This window comes from Lichenicola cladoniae (assembly GCF_013201075.1).
GTDB classification, from domain to species: Bacteria; Pseudomonadota; Alphaproteobacteria; order Acetobacterales; family Acetobacteraceae; genus Lichenicola; species Lichenicola cladoniae.
The window spans coordinates 559,533-585,224 of the sequence record NZ_CP053708.1 but is presented as its reverse complement, the minus strand read 5'-3'; the positions used below and the strand labels follow the sequence as shown (position 1 = coordinate 585,224).

Here is a 25,692-nt window from a genome sequence, read left to right as displayed (position 1 = left end):
AGTTCCTTTAGTGACGGCCGGGGGGCGGGATTGGCCCACACCGGCGCAAGGCGGCGCTGAAGGGTATCGGTCGGGTTCTGCACCCCGGATCTACTGATCCGAGTCGGCGAGGGCGAAGTTGATGCTCCAGACGTGGTGGGGCTGGGCGACGGCAACACCGTTATGGACCGCGGGCTGGAAACGGGCGCGACGGACATAGTCGAGCGCGCTCCGGGCGAAGGATTGACCCCCGACGACGTTGACCACGGCGCAGTTGCTGGTGGTTCCGTCCGGCTGGATGTCGCAGGCCATGGTCACCTTTCCCTCGCGGCCCGCTTCCTCCATGTCCGGCGGGAACGTCGGATGCACGTTGTTCAGCGGCGACACGCCGGCCGAACGGTCCGGAACGGACGGTCCGGGCGGCGCCTTGGCGGCGACGAACGGTGCCGGGTTCGGGGTCGGCGGCGGGGTATGGGTGACCGTCTGGATCGCATGCGGCGGCGGCGGCTGCTGGATCTGGATGTCCGGCGGCGGAATGTATGGCGGCGGCGGCGACGTCAGTACCGGTGGCGGCGGCGGCGGCGGCGGCGGCGGTGGCGGCGGGACTTCCTTGACGATTTTGGTGGTGATCGGCGGCTTGATGACGTCGATGACGGCACGGCCCAGGCCGTTGAGCAGCGCGTAGATCAGGACGATGTGCAGCAGGACGACGATACCGATGCCAATGATGTGGCGCATCGGATTTCGTTGCTGTTGCGCGTAGTTCATTCCGCAAACTCCTCCGTCCCCGAGGGACGATCTTTCGCCATGCCTGCGCACGTTCTGCCGGCACGCATGCAGCCACGCGGTCGGTGAACACCCGTCGGACGTGTCTTTCGGGGCCTAGAAACGGTTCCCCCGAGTGTCATGTCAAGAACGTTGTCCAGCCATTCGAACAAGGCTGTTCTCAGTGCATTTTGGTCAGGAATGCCCAAATTTTAGGCTGCCGTGTTTTTGTGCGACGCACCACGGACACGCGACCCCGAAGCTGTTGATGCGGGCGGCATTCTCCGCTCCATGCACATGTCTTGGGCAGCGTGCGCCGTGATTGGACGCCTGAAATATCGTCCACGCGTCTAATAAATAATCATCCACGGTCTCTTCCGGAGACATCAACTCCGCGTAGTCCGGTCGATTCAGGCTGCAGACCCGTCGATGTATCGCTGCCGGTGGTGTGTGACGTGCGGACCTTTATTGTGCCGAAGCACTTGCCTCGCTGCGCGTTGCACTCACCCTTGCAGCAAGCGAGGCCGCCATGAAGTCGTCAAGACCGCCATCCAGAACGGCGTCCGGATTGCCCTTCTCGACCCCGGTACGGAGGTCCTTCACCATCTGGTAGGGCGCCAGGACGTAGGAGCGGATCTGGTGTCCCCAGCCGATCTCGGTCTTGCCGGCCTCGGTTATGGCGGCCGCCGCTTCGCGTTTCTGGAGTTCGGCCTCGTACATGCGCGCCTTGAGCATTCCCATCGCGGTCGCACGGTTGCGGTGCTGCGAACGGTCGGTCTGGCAGGCAACGACGATGCCGGACGGGATGTGGGTGATACGGATCGCCGACTCGGTCTTGTTGACGTGCTGGCCACCGGCGCCCGAGGCGCGGAAGGTGTCCACCTTCAGATCCGCGTCGTTGATCTCGATCTCGATGGTGTCATCGACCACCGGGTAGACCCAGACGCTGGCGAACGAGGTCTGCCGCCGCGCCGCGGAGTCGAACGGGCTGATCCGGACCAGGCGGTGCACCCCGGCCTCGGTCTTGAGCCAGCCATAGGCGTTCGGCCCGGTAACCTGCATCGTTGCCGATTTCAGCCCGGCCTGCTCGCCCTCGGAGCTTTCCATCAGCTGGATCTTGTAGCCGTGCTGTTCGGCCCACCTGGAGTACATGCGCAGCAGCATCTCGGCCCAATCCTGGGCCTCGGTGCCGCCGGCACCGGCATTGACCTCGATGAAGGCGTCGTTGAAATCGGCTTCACCCGACAGCAGGCTTTCCAGTTCACGACGCTTGGCATCGGCCGCGGACGCCTTCAGGCTGGCGATCGCATCGGCCACCATCGCCTGGTCGCCCTCGGCCTCGGCCATCTCGGCCAGGTCCATGGCGTCGCGTACCTCGGTCTCGAGACGCTGCACGCCCTCCATCCGCCCGGCAAGGGTGGTGCGCTCGCGCATCAGCTCCTGCGCCGCGGCGGCATCGTTCCAGAGGTCGGGATCTTCGACCCGGTTATTCAGGTCCGCGAGGCGGTCGAGGGCAACATCCCAGTCAAAGATGCCTCCTCAGCAGCGCGACCGACTGCTTGATCTGTTCGTTGAGGGCTTCGATCTCGGCGGACATGGCACTGATCCAGATGTCTTGGCGGCGTTAGGCTGCAAACTCGGAAACGGCGGGCAGGCTCAATACAAGCCGCCCATGCCGATGTCACCCCCGCTGGCGGCCGCCGCAGCCTTGTTGGGCGATCCTGCCGCCAGGACGCCGGGCTGGCCCGCCGGCGTGACGCCGGGCTGCGCCGGGTTTGCAGGCGACCCGAGCTCGCGGCCGGTATCGTCGAGCGAGGCGCCCGGACCGATCGGCGCAAGGCTGGCCCCGTTGCCCATGTCGGACTCGGCATCCGGCAGGTTCTCGGCCCCGGTATCGCCGGCGCCCAGCTCCTCGACGACCGTCTTGGCGGCGAACAGGTTGCGACTGGCGCCCGGCTCCTGCCCGGGCTTGAACGCGTCGATGGTGTCGCCGTAGCGCATGACCGTCACGCCGTCCGGCACGCGGAAGTCGACCTTCGGCCGGTCGGCCAGGGCAGCCTTCATGAACCGGTTCCAGATCGGCCCGGCCACGGTGTCGCCATCCTGTTTCTCGCCGAGACTTTGCGGATTGTCGTAGCCGACCCAGACAACGGTCAGCAGGTTCGGCGCGAAGCCGGCAAACCAGGCATCGCGGAAATCCGACGTCGTGCCGGTCTTGCCGGCGATCTGGTTGTCGATGCCCGCTCCCGCCTGCCGTCCGGTGCCGCCCGGTTTCAGCACCGCTTCCATCATCTGCACGACCTGGAAGGCCGAGGCCGGATCGGCGATCTGCTTGCGTGTGTCGGTCAGGACCGGCGGCTGGTTCGGGTCCGACCCGGCCTGCACGCCGAGACCGGCTGGACGCCAGATCACATGGCCATCGCGATCCTGCACGTCGTCGATCAGGCTCGGCAGCACTTCCTTGCCGCCCGACGCGATCGACGCATACGCCCCGGATTCGCGCAGCACGGTGGTTTCGACGGCGCCCAGGGCCGCCGGCAGCACCTTTGGCATCGCGTCGACCTCGTGCAGCTCGATCGCCAGCTTGGCCACGGTGCTCATGCCGATATGCGCCGCCAGCCGGATCGTCACCAGGTTGAGCGACTTGCGCAGTGCGTCGTGCAGCGAGGTCGGGCCGCCAAACGTCATCTCGTAGTTGTTCGGATGCCAGTTGCCGTTCGAGTAGGGCGCGTCGGCGAATTTCTGGCTGGGCGAGATGCCCTGCATCATGCCGGCCAGGTAGACGATCGGCTTGAACGAGGACCCGGGCTGGCGCAGCGCCTGGGTTGCGCGGTTGAACTGGCTGCTCTCGAAGCTCCAGCCACCGACCAGGGCCAGCACCCGCCCGGTCGTCGGGTCCATGCTCACCAGCGCGCCCTCGACCTGGGGGATCTGCCGGATCCTGACAGTCGAGCCGGGCTTGCCGGTATCCGTACGCGTCGGTTCGACCATCAGCACGTCGCCGGGCTTGATCGACTTGTAGGTCCGCATCCACGCCATGTCGTCGCCGTTGAGCGTGCCGTTATGCGGCGCGCCGAGGCCGCCAGCGGCGCTCTCGTCGTCGTCCAGCCAGCCGACGGTGCCGAGAGAGGGCGAGATCACCACCGCCATGCGCCACTCCGGCAGCATGCCGGCGGGCCGGGCGACGGTCGCAAGCACGGTTTCCCAGTTCACCGTGGGCGATGAGTCGGGATGTCCCTTGCGTGGCCGGCTTGCCCGGATGTTGCCGATGCCCTCCAGGTGCGTCACCGCGCCGCGCCAGCCGCCATGCGCGCGATCGTATTTCATCAGGCCGCCGCGCAGGTCCTGGGTCGCCTCGTCCTGCAGTTTCGGGTCGAGGCTGGTCTGCACCACCAGCCCGCCCTGCATGGTCTGGTTCTGGCCGTAGCGATCGACCAGCTGGCGTCGCACCTCCTCGGAGAACCATTCGGAGCCGGGGACCGGACCGGGCCGGGTGAAGCCGGTCGGGATGAGCGGCTCAAGTTTCCCCGCCTCCGCATCGGCCACGGTGATCGAGTGGGTGTCGGCCATGCGGTCCAGCACGAAGTTGCGCCTGGCCTTGGCAGCATCCGGATAGTGGTACGGGTTGTAGTTGGTCGGCGATTTCGGAAGCGCGCCCAGGAAGGCCGCTTCGGCGGTGTCGAGCTGGTCCAGCGGCTTGTTGAAATAGGTCTGGGCGGCGGCCGTGATGCCGTAAGCGCCTGCACCCAGGTAGATCTCGTTCAGGTAGATCTCGAGGATGCGGTCCTTGGACAGCGTCTGCTCGATCCGGATGGCGAGCACCGCTTCCTTCGCCTTGCGCTCGAAGGTGCGGGCGTTGGAGCCGAGCAGCATGATCCGTGCGACCTGCTGGGTGATGGTCGAGGCTCCGAGCGGACGCCGCTTGTGCATCATTTCCAGGTCGGTGAACGCAGCCCGCAGGATAGCCAGCGGATCGACGCCGCCATGGGTGTAGAAGTTCTGGTCCTCGGTCGAGATGAAGGCCGCCTTCACCTTCTCCGGAATCGCGCTGTAGGGAACAAAGAGGCGCCGCTCGGCGGCAAGCTCGGCAATCACCCGGCCGTCGCCGGAGTAGATACGGCTCATCACCGGCGGCTGGTAGTTCCGCAGCACGCCGACGGTCGGCAGGTCGGCGACCAGCAGCTCATATTTGCGCCAGACGATCAGCGACGACGTGCCGCCCACCAAAAGCAACAGAGCCAGCGATGCGCCGGCCAGCTTGCGCACCACCCGGTACCGCGGACGCCGAGGCGCCGGCCCGCCGGGTCCGCGGCCACCAGGGCCCCGGCTCCCGGGGCCGCCGGGGCCACGGCCCACCGGCCGCGGATCTGAGGACGTCGGCGTGCGACCATCCAAAACAGGACGTCCAGCGTTGGGGCTGGGTTGGGTCGGACGATCGTACGGGCCGCTCATGCGGCGTTCCTTACCATCGGCGCAAGCGTCCGTCGCCCCTTCCCCCAAGGCTTCACCGTCTTATTGAAACGCCAGGCGCCGGCGACGTTTACCGGCCGCCTGCTTTCGCCGACGCCTGGGCACCCTGGCGATCCAGGATCGCCGCCTCCTCGTCGCTGAGGGTGAGTGCCGCGGCAGCGACGTTCTCCTCGAGATGCGCCGGGCTGCCGGTGCCGGGGATCGGCAGCATCACCGGCGACCGGCGCAGCATCCAGGCCAGCGCGACCTGGCCGGGTCCAACACCACGATCGCGGGCGATGTCGGTCAGGGCCGAGCCTTCCCGAGCGAGCGCACCGCCATCGAGCGGCGCCCAGGGGATGAAGCCGATGCCCTGCTGCTCACAGTAATCCAGCACGTCCTCGCTCTTGCGGTCGACCAGGTTGAACCGGTTCTGCACGCTGACCACGGGAAAGAAGCGTCCCGCGGCCTTCATGGTCTCGACCGAGACCTCGCTCAGTCCGACATGGCGGATCAGCCCCTCGCGCTGCATCTCGGCGATCGCACCGAACTGCTCGTCCTGCGGCACCTTGGCGTCGACGCGGTGCAGCTGCCACAGATCGATGCGCTCCAGCCCGAGGCGGCGCAGGCTCATCAGGACGCACTGGCGCAGATATTCGGGACGGCCGACCGGCGCCCAGATGTTCGGCCCGTGCCGTGTCAGGCCACCCTTGGTGGCGATCGTGAGGCCCTTGTAAGGCTTGAGAACCTCGGCGATGAGATCCTCGCTCACGTACGGACCGTAGCTGTCGGCGGTGTCGATGAAGTCGACGCCGAGCTCGACCAGGCGCCGAAGGGTCTGCCTGGCAGCCTCGATGTTCACGGGCGGACCCCAGATGCCCGGGCCGGTAATACGCATCGCGCCGAAGCCGAGCCGGGTCACTGTCAGATCGCCGCCGATGGTGAACTGGCCCGATCGGCCGGCGTCCAGGTCGGTGCCGTGTGGGTCGGTCATGGATGTCTCCTGTTTCCCGAAGTCGTTCTCACATGGGACGCATGGGGGCGATGGGCAAACCACAGCGCGATCGCCGCGTCCGGGACGCCCAGTCGTCGCAAGCCGACCGGCCTCGGGAGACCATCGATGGATTGCCGCCTCGACGACCAGATCGCGATCGTCACCGGAGCCGGGGCGCTCGGGACCGAGGTCGAGAACTCGGGCGACGGGCAACCGCCCTGCACGCCGACGTTTCGGGCGAGGATGCAGTCAAGGCGCTGTTCGCGGCCACCATCGAGCGATGAGGTACCGTCGATATCGTGCTCGCGAATTTGCGCATGCAGAAGGACGCACCCTCCGCCTAGATGAGCCTGGCCGACTGGAAGCGAGTGATCGACGCCAAGCTGACCGGACAATTTGTGACTATACGCTCAGCAATTCGTCGGTTCACGAAACGGGACGATCCGCACCTCTATCAACACCAGGGAAATCAATGAAGAGGCCGGCAAGACGCTGCTGAAGCTCATCCCCTACAAGCGTATCGGCCTTTCCGAGGATGTGGCCAACGCGGGTAGAAGCTGGCGCTGCATGTCGTTGCGCAACCGGCATCCTGTGGGTAGTCCCTACTCTGCTTTGATGAGCAAAACTTGGAGAATTTACGTTGGCGGTTTCTATCGTAATGATAGCATAGCCGGTTCATTTGTACGTTTCTTGCGATTAAGCACCAAAGGCGTTCTCGGGCCCTTTGAACGATACCGGTCAGCAGGCGAGTGCTGTAACCGCGACACGATATTGCTTCTGCGTCCGTAGGGCGACGGGCCGGGAGCGGGGAGCATGCCTTCCGGCTGGGTTAAGGCTCTTATTGCTTGAGGTCGGTCTTTCGGGTTTCGGAATGTCCACCACCCGGTGCTACAATCCTGGCTACGGAAGCTGTAACGACACGACGACTGGGCGATTACGAAGATCATGCTGCCGTAGCGTTGTCAGAGGATGCCTCGACCTCGTCGGTCATGGCCTCTTGCGCAGCTACCTTGGCGACCCAACCGCGATCTGCGGAATATCTGCAGTCGCAGCCGGTCTGGCACTCAAGAAGACTGTCTCGACTGCCGCCTGCTGGATTTTTGTTCGGATGCGTTTACGACCGGATCGAGCTCGTCAGCAAACACGACCTTGTTCCGACCTGAGGCCTTGGCCGCGTAGAGAGCCCGGTCAGCGCGGGCGAACAATTGCTCGAACGTTTGATTGCGACCCTGCATGGCTATTCCAGCTGAAATTGTAACTGAGACTGAGATTTTATCATTCAGGATGGGAGTTTCTGCAATTCTTATTCGGAAGCGTTCGAACTCACGGAGAAGAATAGATCCATCCTCATTGAACGCCAGCAGAGCAAACTCCTCGCCTCCAAGCCGTCCGACCCGCCCGAATTCGCCCAGCGACTGCATCATCGAATCAGCTACTAGACGAAGAACCTGATCGCCAAACCAATGACCATACTTGTCGTTGACGTCCTTGAAGTGGTCAACGTCGACAATACCCAGCCCGACAAACATCGCAGACCCATTCACTCCATCCAGTAGAGCGCCTCTGTTAAGCAGCCCGGTCAGTGCATCGGTGATACTTGCCCGATAGAGCGCAACCTGTGCTTTGCCAATCGTTCGGGAAACCGGCGCCGCAATCGCAATGACGATGACGATCGTCATAAGCCATGATCGAATCGCAATCCATCGACTTTGAAAGAACACCAACTGGTTGACGACGTCGAATGCGAGTGCGGCAGCGACACATAGAGCCGTCGTACGAAAAACGTAGACGGCAAGTTCATGTTCGTCTCTTAGTCTAATTCTTGGGAGGATGCTTAGAAACCTGTCAAGCATGGCATCGTATCAGCCCCCTTTCAAATCTACTCTCTGAAATAAATAGTAAATAAAGACTTCTTCAAGCTACGATATCGCACACATTATAGCACGATAAAGTGACTTTGAGGATTTCGGTAGTATTAATGAATACGGTCAAAGAAGACTGTATAGCGATCTCGAATGAATCTTCGTTTTGAGAAACAAAGATCTTTAACATCTAGTCGAACCTATTACCGCTCCATCGCTCGCTTTGATGATGCTTTTCAAGATACGTTTTACGTCTCGTTGAGATAGTTCAACGGACGGGTGACATCCATGAACATGGCCTAATGCCGCTCGCTAAGCTTGACTCCGCACCCTGGACGGCCAGCCGGTCCACGATCCGCGCCGCGTGATCGAGGTCCGGATGATCGTACCGTCGGCGAAGACGGGAACGGAACGGTCGAGCGTATCGCAGGTCAGTCGGCGCTTGGACGGCTTGGTTCCCGTAATCCTATGATCGCTTCCTTCCCGCTACCGTCCAAGCCAAGCCATGGTCCGAGCCGTCTCGTGCGCCGCAGCAGCAACCGCTCGACGAGCGCGACCAGCACAACCGAAAGACCGAACAACGGAAGCGCCAGCGCGAGTGCCAGAACCAGGAGCAGGAAGGCCCCGGTCAGCAGCCGGGGCGCCAGGATCACCGGGGCTCCAAGCGACCGGCGCGGCCGGCGCCCGAGCCACATCGTCATGGCGGTGACGCTGACCAGTATCATCGAGAGTGCGGTGAACGCGTTGAGCACGACGTTCGCCCAGCCGAACAACCGTCCCTCATGCGCGGTCACGCCGATGCCGATGATGCGGTCGAGCAAAGGCTTCTGGCCGAAATCGGCCCGCCGGAGAATGCGGCCGTCGGCGGAGAGCGTGATCGTCGTCCGACGCAGACGATTTTCCGCGTCCGACCGGGCCGTCCAGATGGATGATCGCGGCCCGGGCGGGGTCACCAGGACCGGATAGGCCAGATCGAGCGGCCGCAGGGTCGCGACAATCCGGTCCAGTGCCTTCGCAGGCAAGACGGCCGCCGGGACCGCAGGTGCGGCCATGCCGCCCATCTCCGGCATGTCGGGCATCGATCCCGCCGCTGGCGGCGAAGCGACGGCGATCTGGTCGCGCGCCGGCACATGGCCGACCTGCCAGTCCGCCGACCCCGCCGGCGAGCCCGACGAGACGCTCGAGATCGAGCGGATGACCCGGAGGTAGTTGCCCCAGCCGTACGCCCAGGGCAGCCCGGAGATCAGCAGGAACAGCGTGAACATCGAGGCCCAGAGCGCGCTGACACCATGCAGGTCGCGCCAGAAGACCCGGCCACTGGAGCGGAGCCGTGGATAGAGCAACCCGGCCGCGCCGGACCTCCCGGCCGAAGGCCTCGGCCACCATAGGCACAGGCCGGTCAGGAGCATGACGATGGTCCAGGAGGCCACCAGCTCCACCATCAGCGAGCCCGCATTGCCCAGCAGCAACTGGCCATGCAGGTTGAACACGATCCGCTCGAAGCGCCACTCCTCCGGAACCGTCTTCAGCACGGCGAGGCGGGCGGGATCGACATAGACGCGGATCGCCTCGCCATGCCGGAGCACGATCACCCGTGCGGCACTGTGCGTGGTTCGCGGCAGTTCGTAGGCCAGCAGCGTACTGCCGGGCACGGCGGCAAGGGCTACCCGGGTTTCGGCGGTGGGTCCGGCGACATGTGCCGCAACGGCCAGGTGCTCGTAGCGCCAGTCGATCAGGTCGTCGATCTGCGGCTTGAACAGATAGATCATCCCGGTCAGCGACAGCAGCAGCACGAACGGGATGCAGAACACGCCGGCATAGAAATGCCAGCGCCAGATCGTGCGGTAGCCGGGCCAGCCCCGCTTCATCTCCGGCCGCGCCGAGCTGGACCGTGCCATCAGAACTTCACCCGCACGCCGCCGAAAAAGGAGCGAGGCGCGCCCGCATAGATCGAACCGGTCTTGGCGGCGATGACCGACGCTCCGGCCTGGACCCCGGCGCTCGTCAGCGAGTCCGACAGGTTCGACGCCGAGGCGACATAGGTCCGGTCAGCGAGATTCTGGATCTCGAAGAAAATATGGAACCGGTGCAGCAGCTTCATGCGCCTGGGCGGATCGTAATGCAGGTCGAGGTTGAACAGTCCGACGCCCGGCGCCTTGAGCAGGTTCGCATTGTCGAGCCAGAAACCGTCCCGGAAGCTGAATTCGAGAAATCCCCCGACGCCTTCGAAACCGCCCGACGCCCGGTCATAGACAAGGCGCACGTCCAGCACGTTCGGCACGACGCCCGGGATCGCGTTGCCGTTCCGGCTGAAGCTGCGCGAGGTGGTGCTGTTGGCAAGCGCCTCGGTGTAGTTGGTGTAGATCTGGTTGTCGTAGGTATAGGTCAGCAGCAACCGCGCGCCCGGCACGAAGCGTGGCAGCGGCGTCCAGTCGGCGCCGAGTTCGACGCCGCGATGCTCCGAGGCCGGTGCGTTGAAGGTATAGCTCTGCAGGTTGACGCCGGCGGTCTGGCTGACGAGCTCGTTCCGGAAAAACTCGTAGAAGCCGGTCGCCTGGAGCGTCAGGTCAGCCGACGGGTGCCATTCCGCTCCGAGATCGACACCGACATTGCTCTGCGAGTTCAGCTTGGTGTTGTTTCCGAACAGCCCTTGTGGCGTCACGAACAGGTTGCTCGTCTGCGGCGTTCCGTAGCCGGTCCCGACGCGGCCGTGCAGGGTCCAGTCCGAAGAGGGCGTGTAGATCAGCGCGCCTTCCGGAGCCAGGTTGAAATAGAACCGGTTGCCGGTGATGAACCGTCGCGACGAACCGGTCGCCGTGTCGGAAAAGATCGTCTCGGTCGCGCCCAGATCGGAATATTCGCCACCGAGTCCGACCACGCCTTTCCAGTGCGGCGCGAAGCGGATTTCTTCCTGGAACCGGGCGCCGCCATTCCACTGATGTCCATAGGCGGTCTGCGACAGGCTGCCGAGAGTGGCCCCGCCGAGCGGGGTCAGGTTATAGACCTGCGATCCGTAATCCAGATAGTTCCAGTTCACGCCTGCGAACGATGTCACCGGCAAACCGAACATCTGGCCGTTCCGGGTCACGTCGCTGCTGACATCGTAGGAATCGTAGGGGCCGACATAGCTGGTGGACGAGGTCGGCTGGTCGATGTCGCGTTCGTCGTAGGTGAACTGCGTCCGCCAGACGGTGCTCCTGTCGAGATCGTGCTCCCAGCGCAGGCCCACGATCGTGCGGCGGTCGAAACGCCCCAGCCCGGCCGCCTGCGGGCTGACTGCCTGTACCGGGCCATACGCACCGTTGCGATAGAGCGAGACACTGCCGCAACCGGCTTGCCCGAGGTTGGAACAGCCCTTCTGGTACGGGTTCCGGCCATACTGGTCGAGGGACAGCCGCACCGGCAGGCGCGTGTCGGTGACGTTGTTCACCACCTTGAACACGAGCCTGTCACGCGGCCCGAGATCGATGCGCAGCTTCACGTTCTCGGTCGAGGTATCGTAGCGGCTGTTGGCAATGAAGCCGTCGCCGCGCACGTCGCTGCCGAACACCATCAGATCGTAGCCGCGTCCGGCCACGCCCGCGGTGATGTACTGGTTGGACAGGCCGTAGCTGCCGAAGTCCGACCCGAGCTCGACTCCCTGCAGGTCCGCGCCGTCGCGGGTGTGGAACAGGATGGCGCCGTCGACCGCGTAGTTTCCATACACGGTCGAGGCCGGCCCCTGGACCACGTCCGCGCCGGCATAGGCATGCGGGTCGATCAGGTCCGCGCGGGCGAGGCCGTCCGGCTGGGTCATCGGGAAGCCGTCTTCCAGGACCTGGATGTTGCGCAGCCCGTAGGTCTGCCGGTCATCCGAACCGCGGATCGAGATCGCGACATCGCGCGGGCCGTTGCCGGTCACGGCCGAGACGCCCGGCACCGTGACCAGCATGTCCGCGACACTGAGGGCGGGCGTGTTCGCGTAGGTCGCGCGCGAGGTGCTGTAGACGGTCTGCCCGGCCGGCCTCACCGGTGCAGGCGCCTTCGAGATGCCGGTGACGGTGATCCGTTCCGGCGCCTCCTGCGCCATCGCGGGGCCCGGCGGGAAGCAGGCGGGAACGGGCACGAGCAGGGCCAGCAGCAAGTGCCGGCGGCGCGCGGCATAGGCACGGGAAGGAGAACTCATGGTGGGTGGTGTCCGGCTGATGAGGAGCGAGGCCATGCCGGCAGGAAGCCGGGCCGATCGTCGTCAGGCGGAGGCGGGTGGCCCACGTGGCTGGTCATCGAAGGCGGGTGGGCGCGGGGGGCCGCGCAGTGGCGGACGCAGGGCGAAGCCGGCGCCGGCGAGCAGCGTGAAGACAGGGATGGCCGCCTGGCCCGGCAGGATCATGACGGCGATCGCGAGGGCGTCGGCGGATTTGCAGATGCCGGGATGTCCGTCGGACCGGCGATGGCCCGGCGGGTGACGATGCGGCGTGCCGGGGTTTCCGGCCTGGCAGAGCACCGACACCTCGGCGACCCGATCCATCGCTGTCGCAGTCTGCCGGACCGGCGGTACCAGGGTGGCGAGCATCAGATGGCCGAACAGCGTCAACCCGGTCAGCAGGACCAGTACCGTATGCAGCGTCGCCCTGAAGCGTGCACTGCTCGCGGTCGCGAGCGTTCCTTGCGGAGAAGAAGCCGGACACGAACGCATCGGTAGGTCGGCCTCCCGTTCCTGTGGCGGCGCCCGGGGCCAGGGTCGCGAGATGTCTCTACCAGACCGGGTGCCAAGGTCCATGCCGGGCGTTCCGCATCAGCCGGTATAGCCGGCCGCGCGGCATCGACGACACGGTCCGCTGGCGCTAGACGAACATCCCATGCCGACACCCACGCACGCCCAACGTTTCTCCGTCGTCCTGCTCGTCGAGTTATGGGAGCGGTTCGGCTTCTACGGAATGCAGGCACTGCTGCTGCTGTTCATGGTGCAGCGGCTGGGACTTGGCGACGCCCAGGCGAACCTGCTCTGGGGCGCCTTCACCGCGCTGCTCTATTGTGCGCCGGTGATCGGCGGCTGGCTCGGCGACACCATCCTGGGTTCGCGACGCTGCATGATCCTCGGGGCGGCAGTGCTGGCGACCGGCTACCTGCTGATGTCGCTGCCGAGCGACACCACCGTGCTGCTCTATGTCGCGATGGGTGCGATCGTCATCGGCACCGGCCTGTTCAAGCCGAACGCCGCCAACCTGGTGCGCAACATCTTCGCCGGCGACGACAGCCGCCTCGATGCCGCGTTCACCCTCTACTACATGTCGGTCAATATCGGTTCGACCGTGTCGATCCTCCTCACCCCCTGGATCAAGGACCGGTTCGGGTGGCATCCGGCCTTCGCGGTCTGCTGTGCCGGCCTGGTCGCGGCCATTGCCGGCTACTCGATGCTGAAGCGGCGGCTCGACGGCATTGGCAGCGCCCCCGACCAGGCACCGTTGCATCCAGGCCGCGGCATGGCGATCCTGGGCGGCGTCTTGCTGGCGTCGCTGGCCATGGCGATCGTGCTGCAGCATCCCGTCGTGGCGCGCACCTGCGTCTGGCTCGCCGCTGCCGGCGTGGTGGTTTTTGCCGGCGGCCTGTTCGCGCGTGCCAGCGGCGCCGAGCGACCCGGCCTGGCGGCGATGTACATCCTGACGCTGCAGGCGATGATGTTCTTCATCTTCTACCAGCAGCAAGCCACGTCGCTGACCTTGTTCGCGCTGCGCAACGTCGACACGCATTTCCGGATCGGCGGCACGACCTTGTTCTCGCTGTCGGCGGGCCAGTTCCAGGCGCTCAATCCGATCTGGGTCATGATACTCAGCCCGGTGCTGGCGTACGGCTACAGCCGGCTCGGTCGCTCGGGACGCGACCTGCCCGTCGCGGTGAAGTTCCTGATCGGCTACCTGGCGATCGGCGCCGGATGCCTGGTCTGGTTCGCGACCTCCGGCGACACCGCCCATCCGATCGTCTCGCCCTGGACCATGGTGGTAGGCTACGGGCTGGTGTCGCTCGGCGAACTGCTCACCAATGGCCTCGGCTTCGCGATGGTCGCGCGCTACGTGCCGAAGCGGACCGGCGCGCTGATGATGGGTGCCTATTCGGTGGCGGCCGGCGTGGCGCTCTATCTGGGCGGTATGATCGCGAACTGGGCGGCGATCCCGAAGGGCCTCGGCGCCCTGGATCCTGCAGACAGCCTGCCGATCTACCACGCGTTGTTCTTCAGGCTGTTCCTGCTGGCGATGGCAATCGTGGCCGCATGCGCGGCACTGCTGCCGGTACTTCGGCGGCTCGACCAGGCACATCACCGCCTGCGCGAAAGCTGAGGCCTCGCCCGAGCCTGGACCAGTAATCGAACCGCGGTCGGCCTGAGCGAGTCACCGTGTCCCTGGGACGCCTACATCCCGGCCCGAACTCGGAGCACGCCAGGCCCGTTGCGCAGGCTAGTCCGCGTTCCCTGCCGCCAAGGTGTCCAGCCTGAAATGTCCGCACCAGTCATTGGACGAGACAACCGGCCAAAGGCCGTGAGCCTCGGCGCTGGGCTGCGTCACGGGCGGGTTATAGCGGCACAGACCGTCATCCGCCTGCGGCTTCGCACTATGATCGTCGAAGAACTTGCACTTGGTGCAGGCTGCGTCCTGGGTCTGGGTCATCGACATGGCATTGTCTCCATGGTGGCACTGATGGTTACCAAGTCAGGACGCCTCCTGGTGATCCGGGTTGCAGAACAACAAACAAATAAGCGCGAATACTTCAGGCAATGCGAATTACTTGCATGTAGTGCCGATGCGACTGACTTGCACTTGCGAGCAATGGTAAAGAATTCAGCTGCCGAGCCTGATCATGACGGCGCAGCAAATCCACGATCGGCCGGCTTAAGCACACCCCACCAGCATAATCTGCTTGATGATGAGAATGACTCTCATTATCACTAAGCTGGCTGGAAGTTTTCCGGCTGGAGATGATCATGCTGCGAGCACGTGAACACGCCACCCTGCCCGAGCTTCCGCGCATCGAACAATCCTTGCTGTGGGCCATTCGCACCTGGGTCATCGGCCGCCGACTGGGCGAGGATATGAGCTTCAAGATCGGATCCGTATTCCGCCATATCGGCGCGGCCGATACGGCTCCGGCCCTGGAAGGCTTCCTGTGGGTGCTAAGCCAGGGCCTCACCCGCACCCTGTGGATCAATTGCACTTGCGAAACGCAGGTCACCCGTGACGAGGCTTGCCTGCTGAATATCTTTTCGCTTCTCGTCACGGATCATGTCGAGGACGCAGAGGCGCTGCTACGCGATATCGCCTGCGAGCGAGCCGCCCTGCTCGCAGCCGATTGTGCTCTCCGCGTTGCGTTCCAGCTTCAGGAGGCTGGATATTATCGGCCCGAGCAGGCGCACCGGGCCGAAACACAATCAATACGCCCGTCAGCCTCCGTCCCGTCCGGAGCACGGGATTTTATGCACTAGGTCCCCGCAAGCGGAAGCGGAAGCTGTCCGGGACCCTGTCGGACTGCCGGGCTCAGTCCTCCCCGGCAATCAGGCCGCGATGACGGAGCATCGGCTGGATGTCGGCATCCTTGCCATAGAAGGCGCGAAACATCGTGCCGTAATCCGCCGTGTGGCCACGCGACAGGATCGTGTCACGGAAATGCTGGCCGTTGGCACGGGTCAGGCCGCCATGCGATCCGAACCAGGCGAAGGCGGCGTCGTCGAGCATCTCGGTCCAGAGATAGGCATAATAGCCGGCGGCATAGCCGTTCGACCAGATATGCAGGAAATAGCTCGACCGGTAGCGTGGCGGGATTTCGGTCGTGTCGAGGCCGCTCTTGGCAAGCGCATCGGTCTCGAACCGGTCGACATCCTGTTTCGGCGCGCTGGCCGGCAACGCATGCCAGTCCATGTCCAGTTCGGCTGCGGCGATGACCTCGCCGAGCGCATAGCCCTGGTTGAACTTCGCGGACTTTTTGATCTTGTCCACCAGCGCCTGCGGCATTGCAGCGCCGGTCTTGTAGTTGCGGGCATAGTGCGCGAACACCGTCGGATCGAGCGCCCAATGCTCGTTGAACTGCGACGGGAACTCGACGAAGTCGCGCGCGACATTGGTGCCCGACAGGCTCGGATAGGTCTGGTTCGCGAACAGGCCGTGCAGCCCGTGGCCGAATTCGTGGAACATCGTGGTGACGTCCTCGAAGCTGATGAGAGCGGGCTGGCCGGGTGCGGGCTTGGGGAAGTTCGCGACGTTGTAGATCACCGGCCTGGTGCCGAGCAGCTTCGACTGTCCGACAAAGGTCGACATCCAGGCGCCGCCGGTTTTGTTGTCGCGCTTGAAGTAGTCGAAATAGGCAAGCCCGAGCGGCGAGCCATCCTTGTCGAACACCTCGAAGGTGCGGATGTCGGGATTATAGACCGGAATGTCGGTCCGCTTCTTGAAGGTGATGCCGTAGAGCTTGTTGGCGGCAAAGAACACGCCGTCCGTCAGCACGGTATCGAGCTCGAAATACGGCTTCACCGCATTCTCGTCGAGGTCGTACTTCGCGCGCCGAACCTGCTCGGCGTAATGCTGCCAGTCCCAGGGCGCGAGCCTGAAGCCCTTTCCATCCTTGTCGATCATGGCCTGGATGTCGGCCGCTTCGCGCTTCTGCTCGACGAGCGTGGCAGGAACGAGCTGGGCCATGAAGCGCTGCACGGAATCAGGCGTCTTTGCCATCTGGTCGAACAGCACGTAGGCGGCATAGTTCGGGTAGCCGAGCAGCGCCGCCTTCTGCGCACGCAGCTGCGCCATCGTGGCGATGGTGTCGCGCGTGTCGTCGGCGTCTTTCTTTTCCGCCCGGTTCCAGCTCTGCTCGAACAGCGCCTGGCGCGTCGCGCGGTTCTCGAGCGACTGCAGCGCCGGCTGCTGCGTCGTGTTCTGCAGCGTCAGCACCCATTTGCCGTCGAGCTTGCGGTCATGGGCGGTGCGTGCGGCGGCGGCGATCTGCGCGGCGTCCAGCCCGGCGAGTGCTGCCCTGTCGGATACGACGAGCGCACCGTTCTTGCCGGCGGCGAGCAGTTTCTGCTGGAAGGTGGTCTCGAGCGTCGACAGCTGCGTGTTCAGGATGCGCAGCTTGGCCTTGTCGGACTCCGACAACTGCGCGCCGGCATGGATGAACTGCTGGTGCTCGATCTCGAGCAGCTGGCGCTGCTCGGGATCGAGCTTCAACGTGTCGCGCGCGGTATAGATCGCCTGGACGCGCGCGAACAGCTTCGGGTTGAGGTAGATCGCGTCCTGATGCTGGGCAAGCTTGGGCGCCTCGACCTTCTGCACTTCGGCCAGCGCATCGTCCGTATTGGCCTGCACGACGCCGAAGAAGGCCTGCTCGACCCGGTCCAGCATGCGGCCGGACCGCTCCATCGCGACGAGCGTGTTGTCGAAGGTCGGGGCCGCTTGATTGTCGGCGATGCGGCCGATCTCGACGATCTGCTCGGCCATGCCCTGCTCGAGGGCGGGACCGTAGTCGGCATCCTTGATGAGGTCGAAGCGCGGGGCATGGAACGGCAGCGTGCTTTCGGTGGCGAACGGGTTGGTAGCGGCCCTGCCGGGTCCGGCCCATGCGGCACAGCACGTGATGGCGGCTGTCGTGGTGATCCAGGTCCTGCGATTCATGAAGCATCCTTCGTAGCCGGTCGTTCGGCACTCGGATGCATCGGTGGAACGCTGTCAGGTTCGGGTCAAGCCGTTATGACATCAGCCGGGAACGAGCCCGGTCACAAGGCGCTGGTCCGTGCCTGCTGCCGGCGACAACGCCTGCCCTGCCGAGGGTTCGGCAGAACAGGCGAGATCGGCAGCTAGAAGCCGAGGACGCCCTTGGTCAGGATGATGTTGCCGTACGCACGCGCCTCGCCCGTCTGGATGATCGCGAAGGCGGCCCGGGTTGCGTCGTAGAACGCGAAGCGCTCCAGCGTTGCGGCCGCGGCGGCACCATGCCGGACCAGAACGGCATTCAGGTCGGCGACCGCCGGCGGTGTCGTCCCGGCATCGCCGACCGCCTGCATGGTGACGGCGGGGTTCGGAATGAATGTGTCGAGCGGAAGCAGCGACAGCACAGCCTCCAGGACCGGTGCCGCACCGAGCCCATGCAGGCGATGCACACGCGTGCTGCAGGCAGCCGCCGGGAAATTGGCGTCCACGATCGCGATCGTATCGCCGTGCCCCATGAGAGCCAGCGTGTAGAGCAGATCCGGGGTCAGGATGGGGTCGATTCCGCGTAGCATGCGACTGGTCCTTTTCAGTGTTCGTTGAATGTCCGGGTTCCGGCGGCGTTTTTTCGTATCACGGATGACGCCCTAGCCGAGCCGGTAGAACCTGCTCGCATTACCGCCGAAAACTTTCGTCTGTTCGCTCTCGGGTATGAGCTCCAGGCACATGGACAACCATGACCCATAGTCGCCTGCAAGCAGCAGCACGGGCCAGTCGCTTCCCCACAGCAGCCTCTCGAAACCGAACAGCTCGATCAATGTCTCGACATAGGGCCGAAGTGCCGGAAGGTCGGCGCGATCCCCGGCCTCGGTCAACAGGCCGGACAACTTCACCTGAACGTTCCCGAGAGCCGAGAGCGCCTCCATATCCCGTCGCCACTCGCCGAACATGTTCCGCGCGATATCGGGCTTGGCGGCGTGGTCGATCACGATCGGCAGGTCGGCGTGCCTCAACGCGAATGCATGGAGTGCCGGCAAATGCCGGGGTTTGACCAGGGCGTCGAAGCACAGACCGTTCGACACCATGGCCTCGATCGCCGGATCGAGAGCAGGATCGTCGATCCAGTTCGGATCGGCGATATCCTGCAGCATCGGCCGAAGCGCCCTCAGCTTTGGTTGCCGGGCCAGATCCGAAATGACGGAAGCCGCTTCCGCCGCCTTCAGGTCGGCCCATCCGACCACGCCCAGGATGAAGGCGTGCCGGTCGGCCAGATCGAGCAGGTAGCTCGTATCCGCCGGGGCCGGCAGCGACTGCACCAGTATGGTCCCGGTCACGCCGCTCGACGAAAGCACCGGCTGCAGATCATCGGGGGCGAAATCCCGATGGATCGCAACCAGGTCCGGCGGCGGCCATTGTCCCGCATGGTCCGACAGACGCCAGAAATGCTGATGTGCATCGATCATCGCGACAAGAGCCTAACCCGTCCCTCAGTCGGCCACCGGTCTCAATACAGGACGTTCTTCGCATCGACCGAGTCGATGTTCTTCTTGGTCACGAGGACCACGCCGGTATCGATCTGCTTGGCGACCTTCTGGTGATCGATGAGTTTCACCACCGTCTCCAGGCCGAGCTTGCCCATCTGGAACGAGCCCTGGACCGCGATGGCGGCGAGCGTGCCGTTCTTGACGAAGTTCTGCAGATCCTCGTTGCCGTCGAAGCCCACAGCCACCACTTTGCCTGCTCGTCCGGACTGCTCCAAAGCGCGTCCCATCCCGATCGCCGTCGGCTCATTCGCGCCGAAGATTCCCTTGAGATCGGGGTGCGAGGTCAACACGTCGGTCGTCTGGTTGAGTGCGGTGGCCATCTGCGACTGCGAATAGAACGGCCCGACAATCGACAGGCTCGAATGCGCTTTAATGTAGTCGGTAAAGCCGCCGACGCGGCCGATCTCCGAACCGGCACCGGCGATGTAGGACATCACCGCGATGCTTCCGGTAGAGCCTATCCGGTCGATCAGCGCCTTGGCGCAGAGTTGTCCGGCCTTGACGTTATCGGTCGAGAGCAGCGCCTGGTAGAAACCTTTTCCGCTGTCAGCAAGCGGAGAGTCGATCACCACCACCGGAATATGCGCTTCCCACGCCTTCTTGACGACCGGTACCAGCGCGTCCGGATCGGATGGCGCCAGCACGATCCCGGCGACGTGCCGGTTGACCGCGTTCTCGACCATGTTGACCTGATCGGCGATGGCGGACTCCGAGGCGGGGCCCTGGAACGTCAGCTGGTCGCCCGGCGCATCCTTCAGCGCCGACTGCGCACCTTTCTGCACATTCTGCCAGTAGGTGGAGTTCACGGTCTTGACGATCACCGCGATCTCCCGTGCCGATGCCATGCTCGCCGACGAGACGATGGCCGTCGATGCGATCAACGCAACGACCTTGCAGAATCCAATGCTTTTCATCTTGTTTCTCCCTTTGGTTGTTAAGGCCGTTACCGGTTTGCCCGGCTTTTCTGTTGTATTCCGGCGGAAGGCCCGATTACCGCCGGTTGCGGAGCTGATCGATCCACACCGTCAGCAGGATCACCAGGCCGATGATGATCTGCTGCGTGAAGGCCGAGACACCGTTCATGTTGAGCCCGTTGCGCATGATCCCGATGACGAACGCTCCGATCGCGGTGCCCGAGATGGTTCCGACGCCGCCGATCAGCGACGTCCCGCCGATGACTGCGCTGGCGATCGCGTCCAGCTCGTACATGATGCCCTCGTTCGGCTGCCCGGTCACCAGCCGCGACATCAGGATGCAGCCGGTCAGTCCGGCCATGGTTCCCGACAGCATGTAGGTGAACAGGGTGACCCGGGTGACGTTGACGCCGGAAAGCCGGGCCGCCTCCGCGTTGGATCCGACCGAATAGATATGACGGCCCAGCACGGTTCGCGTCAGCATCAGCGACACGACGATCGCCAGCACGATCATCAGGACCACCGGATAGGGAATGCCCGGGAAAGTGACGTTCGGAAATCCATCGTCGCCGATCCGTTCGACACGAAACAGGGCGCCGTTGCCCAGGACGCCGAAACCCTCGCCCAGGCCGGATACCGCGCGGGCGCCGGTGATCTGCAACGCCACGCCGCGCGCGACCATCATCATGCCCAGTGTGGCGATGAACGGTGGCAGCCGCAGCCGGGTGACCGCAATGCCGTTGATGAAGCCGCACAGGGTACCGACGAGGATTCCCACGAACATGCCGAGCCAGACCGGGAAACCGCCATTTTTTACCGCCAGCGCGGCGACCACGCCGGACAGTGCCAGGATCGACCCGACCGACAGGTCGATGCCGCCGGTGATGATGACGCAGGTGGCCCCGATGCCCAGGATCGCGATCGACGTGACCTGCAAGGCGACGGTCAGTCCGTTTCCGACGGTGAAGAAGGCTGGGCTGGTGATCGAGAACACGATCACCAGGATAACCAACCCACCGAAGGCGGCGAACTTCTGGATCAGGTCCTTCTGCCTCTCGGTCATGGCGCTGTCCCGGAGGCCGGATCCTGGCCCGGCCTTGAATGGCCGGATGCGTAATGCATGATTTCTTCCTGGTTGGTGTTCCGGGTTTCCAGAATACGGGTCAGCTGGCCCTGGTGGAACACGGCCACACGATCGGTCAGGCCAAGGATCTCGGGAAGCTCCGAACTGATCAGGATGACGCCGATCCCGCGTGCGGCCAGCTCGTCCATGATCTGGTAGATCGCGAACTTCGCACCGACATCGATCCCGCGTGTCGGCTCATCGAAAAACAGCAGCCGCGATTGCCGGAACAGCCATTTCGCGATGATGATCTTCTGCTGGTTGCCGCCTGAAAGCAGGCGCACCAGCTGGTGGATCGACGGCGTCCGGATGTTGAGCAGGTCGACATATCGACGCGCCGCATCCGCCTCCTTCCTGAAGTCGAGGATACCGAAGCGGCTGGACACATCCTCGATATTCGCGAGCGTGATGTTGGAGGCAACCGACATCTTGGTGGCGAGGCCTGTGGTCTTACGATCTTCCGACAGATAGGCGAGGCCCTGGGCGATCCCATCCCGCGGCGATCCGATGGAGAGCGCCTTGCCGTCGAACATGATCTCGCCGGAATCGAACGGGTCAGCCCCGAAGATGGCGCGCGCGACCTCGGTACGCCCGGCTCCGATCAGGCCTGCGAACCCCAGGATCTCGCCCCTGCGCAACGTGAAGCTCACATCGTGAAAGACCTTGTTGCGCGTCAACCGGTCCACGCTCAGCAGGACATGATCGTCAGGGCGCCGGGTCGGGGGTGGAAACTTGTCCTCCAGATCGCGGCCGACCATCAGCGATACGATCGCATCCACGCTGGTCTCGGAGAAGTTGTGGGTCGAGACATAGCGGCCGTCGCGGAGGATGGTGACCCGATCGACGATCTCGGCCATCTCGTCGAGCCGGTGCGAAATATAGATGATCCCGACCCCGGTCCGCTTAAGCTCGTGGATGACCCTGAACAGGAGCGTGGTCTCGGACTCGGTGAGCGACGAGGTCGGCTCGTCCATGATCAGCACATCGGCGTCGGTGGAGAGCGCCTTGGCGATTTCGACCATCTGCTGTTGCGCCACCGACAGGCTGCGCACGGACGCGCCGGGATCGATATCGACACCGAGGCGTTGCAGGCACTTGGCGGTGTCGGCCAGCAGTTTCCGGCGATCGACGAACGGACCATGACGCGGTTCGCGTGCCAGGAACACGTTCTCCGCAACGGTCAGATGCGGGATGAGGTTGAGTTCCTGGTGAATGATGGTGATGCCGACGGCCTGCGCCTCGAGCGTCGAGAGAAAGCGACGTTCGAGGCCCTTGTAGATAATGGTCCCTTCATCGGGCTGGAACACGCCGCTGACGATTTTCATGAGAGTGGACTTGCCGGCGCCGTTCTCACCGCAGATCGCGTGAACCTCGCCCGGATGAAGCGTGAGGCTCACATTGTCCAGCGCCAGGACACCCGGGAAACGCTTGGAGACGCCCTCGAGCGACAGGATGACGGCCGGATCGATCGAGTGGCCAGACCGCCCGTCATCCGTGCCAGATTCGAAGCGGGCGGCAGCGCTCATCTAAGTTTTCCTCTCGCACACCACGCCAGCCTCTTGCCAATCAGGCACGGGGCGGACTGCGTTGCGTGGCCAGGCACCGTTCACGTCAGTGCGCGATCCAGATGTGTGTATCCACCGTCGACAACGAGCCACTGGCCGGTCGTGTGCGACGCGGCGTCCGACAGCAGGAACACCACGGTGCTGGCGATCTCGCGTGCGGTCGTGAAGCGGTGGCCGAGTGGCACGCGTGCCGTGATCGTGTTCAGCCGCTCCGCGGGATTATCGAATTGCGACAGCCATGTTTCATAGAGCGGCGTCATGACTTCGGCCGGAATGACCGCATTGACCCGGATGCCATCACCGAGCAGCGAAACCGCCCATTCGCGTGTCAGCGACAGTTGCGCGCCTTTAGCCGCCGTATACCCGCTGTTCCCACCCTGGCCGGTCAAAGCAGTCTTGGAGGAGATGTTGACGATGGCGCCGCGGGAACGGCGCAAATGCGGCAATGCATAATGCGCCATCGTATAATAGTGCAGGAGGTTGTCCTTCACCGATATACGGAAGGCTTCCGGTCCGGCTTCGAGACCAACGGAATCATTGCGGCCCGCATTGTTCACCAGGCCATGCAGCCCGCCATGCGTGTCGACGATGTCCGCGATCGCGCCGCGGCAGGCATGCTCGTCCGTCAGTTCGACGCGATGGAACGTCGACGCCGGCTGGACCGCGCGCAACGCATCGAGAAACGCGGGCGCCGGAGGATCGCGTGCCAGGATCGCCGGGACGGCGCCCTCCTCCGCCAGCATCTGCGAGATGGCAGCACCGATGCCGGACGCCCCGCCCGTCACGATGACGATCTTTCCGCGAAGATTGAGATCCACCACGTGTCTCCTGTATCAGCCGCGGAACCGATAGGTGTGGAGGCTTTCCGGTTTCATCGTGATCGAAAACCCCGGTGCCTGCGGCGGCATGTAGGCGGCATCGCGAATGATGCACGGATCGACGAAATGCTCGTGCAGATGATCGACATACTCGATCACGCGATTTTCCATGCTGCCCGAGATGCAAAGGTAGTCGATCATCGAGAGATGCTGGACGTATTCGCAGAGTCCGACGCCACCGGCATGCGGGCATACCGGAACGTCGTATTTTGCTGCCATCAGCATGACCGCCAGGATCTCGTTGACGCCACCGAGCCGGCAACTATCGATCTGCGCGACGTCGATGGCGCCGCGCATGAGGAACTGCTTGAACACGATCCGATTCTGGCACATCTCGCCGGTCGCTACCCCGACCGGCGCTATCGCCTGCCGGATCGTCCGGTGCCCCTCGACATCGTCCGGGCTGGTCGGCTCCTCGATGAACCAGGGCTTGGCAAACGCCAGCGCCTTCACCCACTCAATGGCCTGCCCGACTTCCCAGACCTGGTTGGCGTCGATCATCAGCCGACGATCCGGTCCGATCTCCTCGCGCGCAATGCGCAGGCGCCTTATATCGTCGTCCAGGTCGCGTCCGACCTTAAGCTTCACATGGTTGAAACCGGCATCGACCGCATCGCGGCACAACCGGCGCAGCTTGTCGTCCTCGTAGCCGAGCCACCCCGCCGACGTCGTGTAGCAGGGGTAGCCACCATCGAGCAGGCGCTGCAGCCGCTCCGCCTTGCCGGTTGCCGCGTCCTGCAGCCGCTCCAGCGCTTCCTCCGGCCCGATGCAATCGGTGATGTAGCGAAAGTCGATCGCCCGCACGATCTCCTGCGGGCCCATGTCGCCGACGATCTTCCAGACCGGCTTGCCGACCGCCTTGCCCCAAAGATCCCATACGGCGTTGACGACTGCGCCCGTCGCCAGGTGGATCGCCCCCTTGTCCGGACCGATCCAGCGAAGCTGGCTATCGCTGGTGACATGACGCCAGAAGCGGCCCGGGTTCTCCCGGATCCAGTCCAGCTCCAGGCCGACCACGTTATGCGCCAGCGCCTCGATCGCGCGGCAGCAGATCTCGTTGCCACGGCCGATGGTGAAGGTCAGGCCATGACCCTCGAGCCCCGGCGTGTCGGTCTCCAGAACGACGTAAGCCGCAGAATAGTCGGGATCGGGATTCATCGCGTCCGAGCCGTCGAGTTTCTGCGATGTGGGAAAACGGATATCGAGGGTTCGCAGCCCGGTAATACGGGTCATCGAACCGCGATGGCCGGCTGGTTCGCTGGGCCGAACCCGGTGCTGCGCACCGTGCGACCGCGAGCAATCACTACATCCATAAGTCGTGGTCGTTCCGACAGCGTCTGGGCCGCTGCAGGATAACGCCGGGACGAACGAGGCGCGTTCGAGGCGAAAGCCGAGATCGTGCTGTTCGCGGCACGGATCCTGTGCTTCTCACAGATCGCCGCACTCGCAGTGGCCCGACCACTCTCCTGTGCTGCAGCTGTCGCGAGCCCATGCTTTCTCGCAAGCCGCATCGTCGCCCCCCAAAAAAGTTCGTTCTTGTTGGCTGGATCGTAGTCGTGAGCCTTGGTCGGTGTCCAGTGGTCTGACCAATTTAGCGACTGCAGCGGTCGCGTGAGCCGATGCCCCGGTTCATCGGACGGATCGCAAAGGCCTTCCCGATCGCTACCGCGAACCGCCAGCTCTGCCCGGGCCGTTACGATGGCGATCCTGGACAGGGTTGCGAGCGCCGACAAACCGCGACGAACCATCCTGCGCCGAGCATGAAATCGCGCGCCATATTGGCGTGGGTTCGACGCGCTTCCTCGCGATGCCGCCCATTGGACATCCTGCTTCTCTAGATGGTGCAGGCTCGGCTGCTCGTCGGGCCGGCGACCGGCACTTGAAGCAAGAGTGCAGGACATTGCCGAGAGGGTGATCAGGATTTAGCGGACGCTGCAGCTTGCCCAAAAAGGATGAC

General features: G+C 64.1%; 19 protein-coding genes. 2 read left to right on the top strand and 17 right to left on the bottom strand.

The genetic code is table 11. The annotated features are described in order from the left end of the window. Positions 1–90: 90 nt before the first annotated feature. The 8 genes from HN018_RS02480 to HN018_RS02445 form a co-directional block, all read right to left on the bottom strand. Positions 91–717, bottom strand: coding sequence for an energy transducer TonB (locus HN018_RS02480; protein WP_239478955.1), 627 nt, complete (start codon positions 715–717; stop codon positions 91–93). A gap of 492 nt (positions 718–1,209) precedes the next feature. Next, a protein-coding gene (prfB, locus tag HN018_RS02475; RefSeq protein ID WP_171836793.1) for a peptide chain release factor 2 occupies positions 1,210–2,341 on the bottom strand; the annotation gives its coding sequence in 2 pieces (ribosomal slippage) (positions 1,210–2,271 and positions 2,273–2,341; 1,131 coding nt in all). A 59-nt stretch (positions 2,342–2,400) separates the two neighbouring features. Beyond that, positions 2,401–5,013 carry a penicillin-binding protein 1A gene (locus tag HN018_RS02470; protein ID WP_239478949.1) on the bottom strand — a complete coding sequence of 871 codons (2,613 nt, stop codon included), beginning with the start codon at positions 5,011–5,013 and terminating at the stop codon, positions 2,401–2,403. 271 nt (positions 5,014–5,284) lie between these two features. After that, complete coding sequence (locus HN018_RS02465) at positions 5,285–6,187, bottom strand: aldo/keto reductase (protein WP_171836791.1); 903 nt, start codon at positions 6,185–6,187, stop codon at positions 5,285–5,287. Positions 6,188–7,251: 1,064 nt separating this feature from the next. Further along, a complete protein-coding gene (locus HN018_RS02460; protein WP_171836790.1) occupies positions 7,252–7,866 on the bottom strand; it encodes a GGDEF domain-containing protein in 615 nt (204 codons plus the stop codon). Between the two features lie 614 nt (positions 7,867–8,480). Beyond that, complete coding sequence (locus HN018_RS02455) at positions 8,481–9,947, bottom strand: PepSY-associated TM helix domain-containing protein (RefSeq protein ID WP_204259642.1); 1,467 nt, start codon at positions 9,945–9,947, stop codon at positions 8,481–8,483. Continuing rightward, positions 9,947–12,214: a TonB-dependent receptor family protein gene (locus HN018_RS02450; RefSeq protein ID WP_239478948.1), complete on the bottom strand. Its 2,268-nt coding sequence runs from the start codon at positions 12,212–12,214 to the stop codon at positions 9,947–9,949. Before HN018_RS02450 ends, HN018_RS02455 begins: the two co-directional genes overlap by 1 nt. Before the next feature lie 63 nt (positions 12,215–12,277). Continuing rightward, positions 12,278–12,724 carry a hypothetical protein gene (locus HN018_RS02445; RefSeq protein ID WP_171836788.1) on the bottom strand — a complete coding sequence of 149 codons (447 nt, stop codon included), beginning with the start codon at positions 12,722–12,724 and terminating at the stop codon, positions 12,278–12,280. Between the two features lie 163 nt (positions 12,725–12,887). On the opposite strand from HN018_RS02445, the gene HN018_RS02440 reads away from it, so the two are divergent. After that, positions 12,888–14,363, top strand: coding sequence for a peptide MFS transporter (locus tag HN018_RS02440; RefSeq protein ID WP_171836787.1), 1,476 nt, complete (start codon positions 12,888–12,890; stop codon positions 14,361–14,363). Positions 14,364–14,480: 117 nt separating this feature from the next. Here HN018_RS02440 and HN018_RS02435 read toward each other — a convergent pair whose 3' ends face one another. Next, the gene (locus tag HN018_RS02435; RefSeq protein ID WP_239478947.1) at positions 14,481–14,696 is read right to left on the bottom strand and encodes a hypothetical protein; all 216 of its coding nucleotides are present in this window, start codon (positions 14,694–14,696) and stop codon (positions 14,481–14,483) included. 308 nt (positions 14,697–15,004) lie between these two features. Here HN018_RS02435 and HN018_RS02430 point away from each other — a divergent pair, with 308 nt between their 5' ends. Further along, complete coding sequence (locus tag HN018_RS02430; protein ID WP_171836786.1) at positions 15,005–15,502, top strand: hypothetical protein; 498 nt, start codon at positions 15,005–15,007, stop codon at positions 15,500–15,502. Positions 15,503–15,554: 52 nt separating this feature from the next. Here HN018_RS02430 and HN018_RS02425 read toward each other — a convergent pair whose 3' ends face one another. From HN018_RS02425 to HN018_RS02390, 8 genes are all read right to left on the bottom strand, one after another. Continuing rightward, complete coding sequence (locus HN018_RS02425) at positions 15,555–17,678, bottom strand: M3 family metallopeptidase (RefSeq protein WP_171836785.1); 2,124 nt, start codon at positions 17,676–17,678, stop codon at positions 15,555–15,557. A 182-nt stretch (positions 17,679–17,860) separates the two neighbouring features. Then, positions 17,861–18,286 carry an RbsD/FucU family protein gene (locus HN018_RS02420; RefSeq protein ID WP_171836784.1) on the bottom strand — a complete coding sequence of 142 codons (426 nt, stop codon included), beginning with the start codon at positions 18,284–18,286 and terminating at the stop codon, positions 17,861–17,863. Between the two features lie 72 nt (positions 18,287–18,358). Then, entirely contained in the window at positions 18,359–19,174 is an 816-nt protein-coding gene (locus HN018_RS02415; RefSeq protein ID WP_171836783.1) for an amidohydrolase family protein, read from the bottom strand. Between the two features lie 41 nt (positions 19,175–19,215). After that, the gene (locus HN018_RS02410; protein WP_171836782.1) at positions 19,216–20,169 is read right to left on the bottom strand and encodes an ABC transporter substrate-binding protein; all 954 of its coding nucleotides are present in this window, start codon (positions 20,167–20,169) and stop codon (positions 19,216–19,218) included. A 76-nt stretch (positions 20,170–20,245) separates the two neighbouring features. Next, on the bottom strand, positions 20,246–21,232 hold the full coding sequence (locus HN018_RS02405; protein WP_171836781.1) for an ABC transporter permease: 987 nt from the start codon (positions 21,230–21,232) through the stop codon (positions 20,246–20,248). Further along, positions 21,229–22,818 (bottom strand): sugar ABC transporter ATP-binding protein, encoded by a 1,590-nt coding sequence (locus HN018_RS02400; protein WP_171836780.1) that lies wholly within the window; start codon positions 22,816–22,818, stop codon positions 21,229–21,231. The genes HN018_RS02405 and HN018_RS02400 overlap by 4 nt, the downstream gene beginning before the upstream one ends. Before the next feature lie 80 nt (positions 22,819–22,898). Then, the gene (locus tag HN018_RS02395) at positions 22,899–23,675 is read right to left on the bottom strand and encodes an L-fucose dehydrogenase (protein WP_171836779.1); all 777 of its coding nucleotides are present in this window, start codon (positions 23,673–23,675) and stop codon (positions 22,899–22,901) included. Positions 23,676–23,690: 15 nt separating this feature from the next. Continuing rightward, positions 23,691–24,968, bottom strand: a complete 1,278-nt coding sequence (locus HN018_RS02390; protein ID WP_171836778.1) for an L-fuconate dehydratase — start codon at positions 24,966–24,968, stop codon at positions 23,691–23,693. Positions 24,969–25,692: the final 724 nt, after the last annotated feature.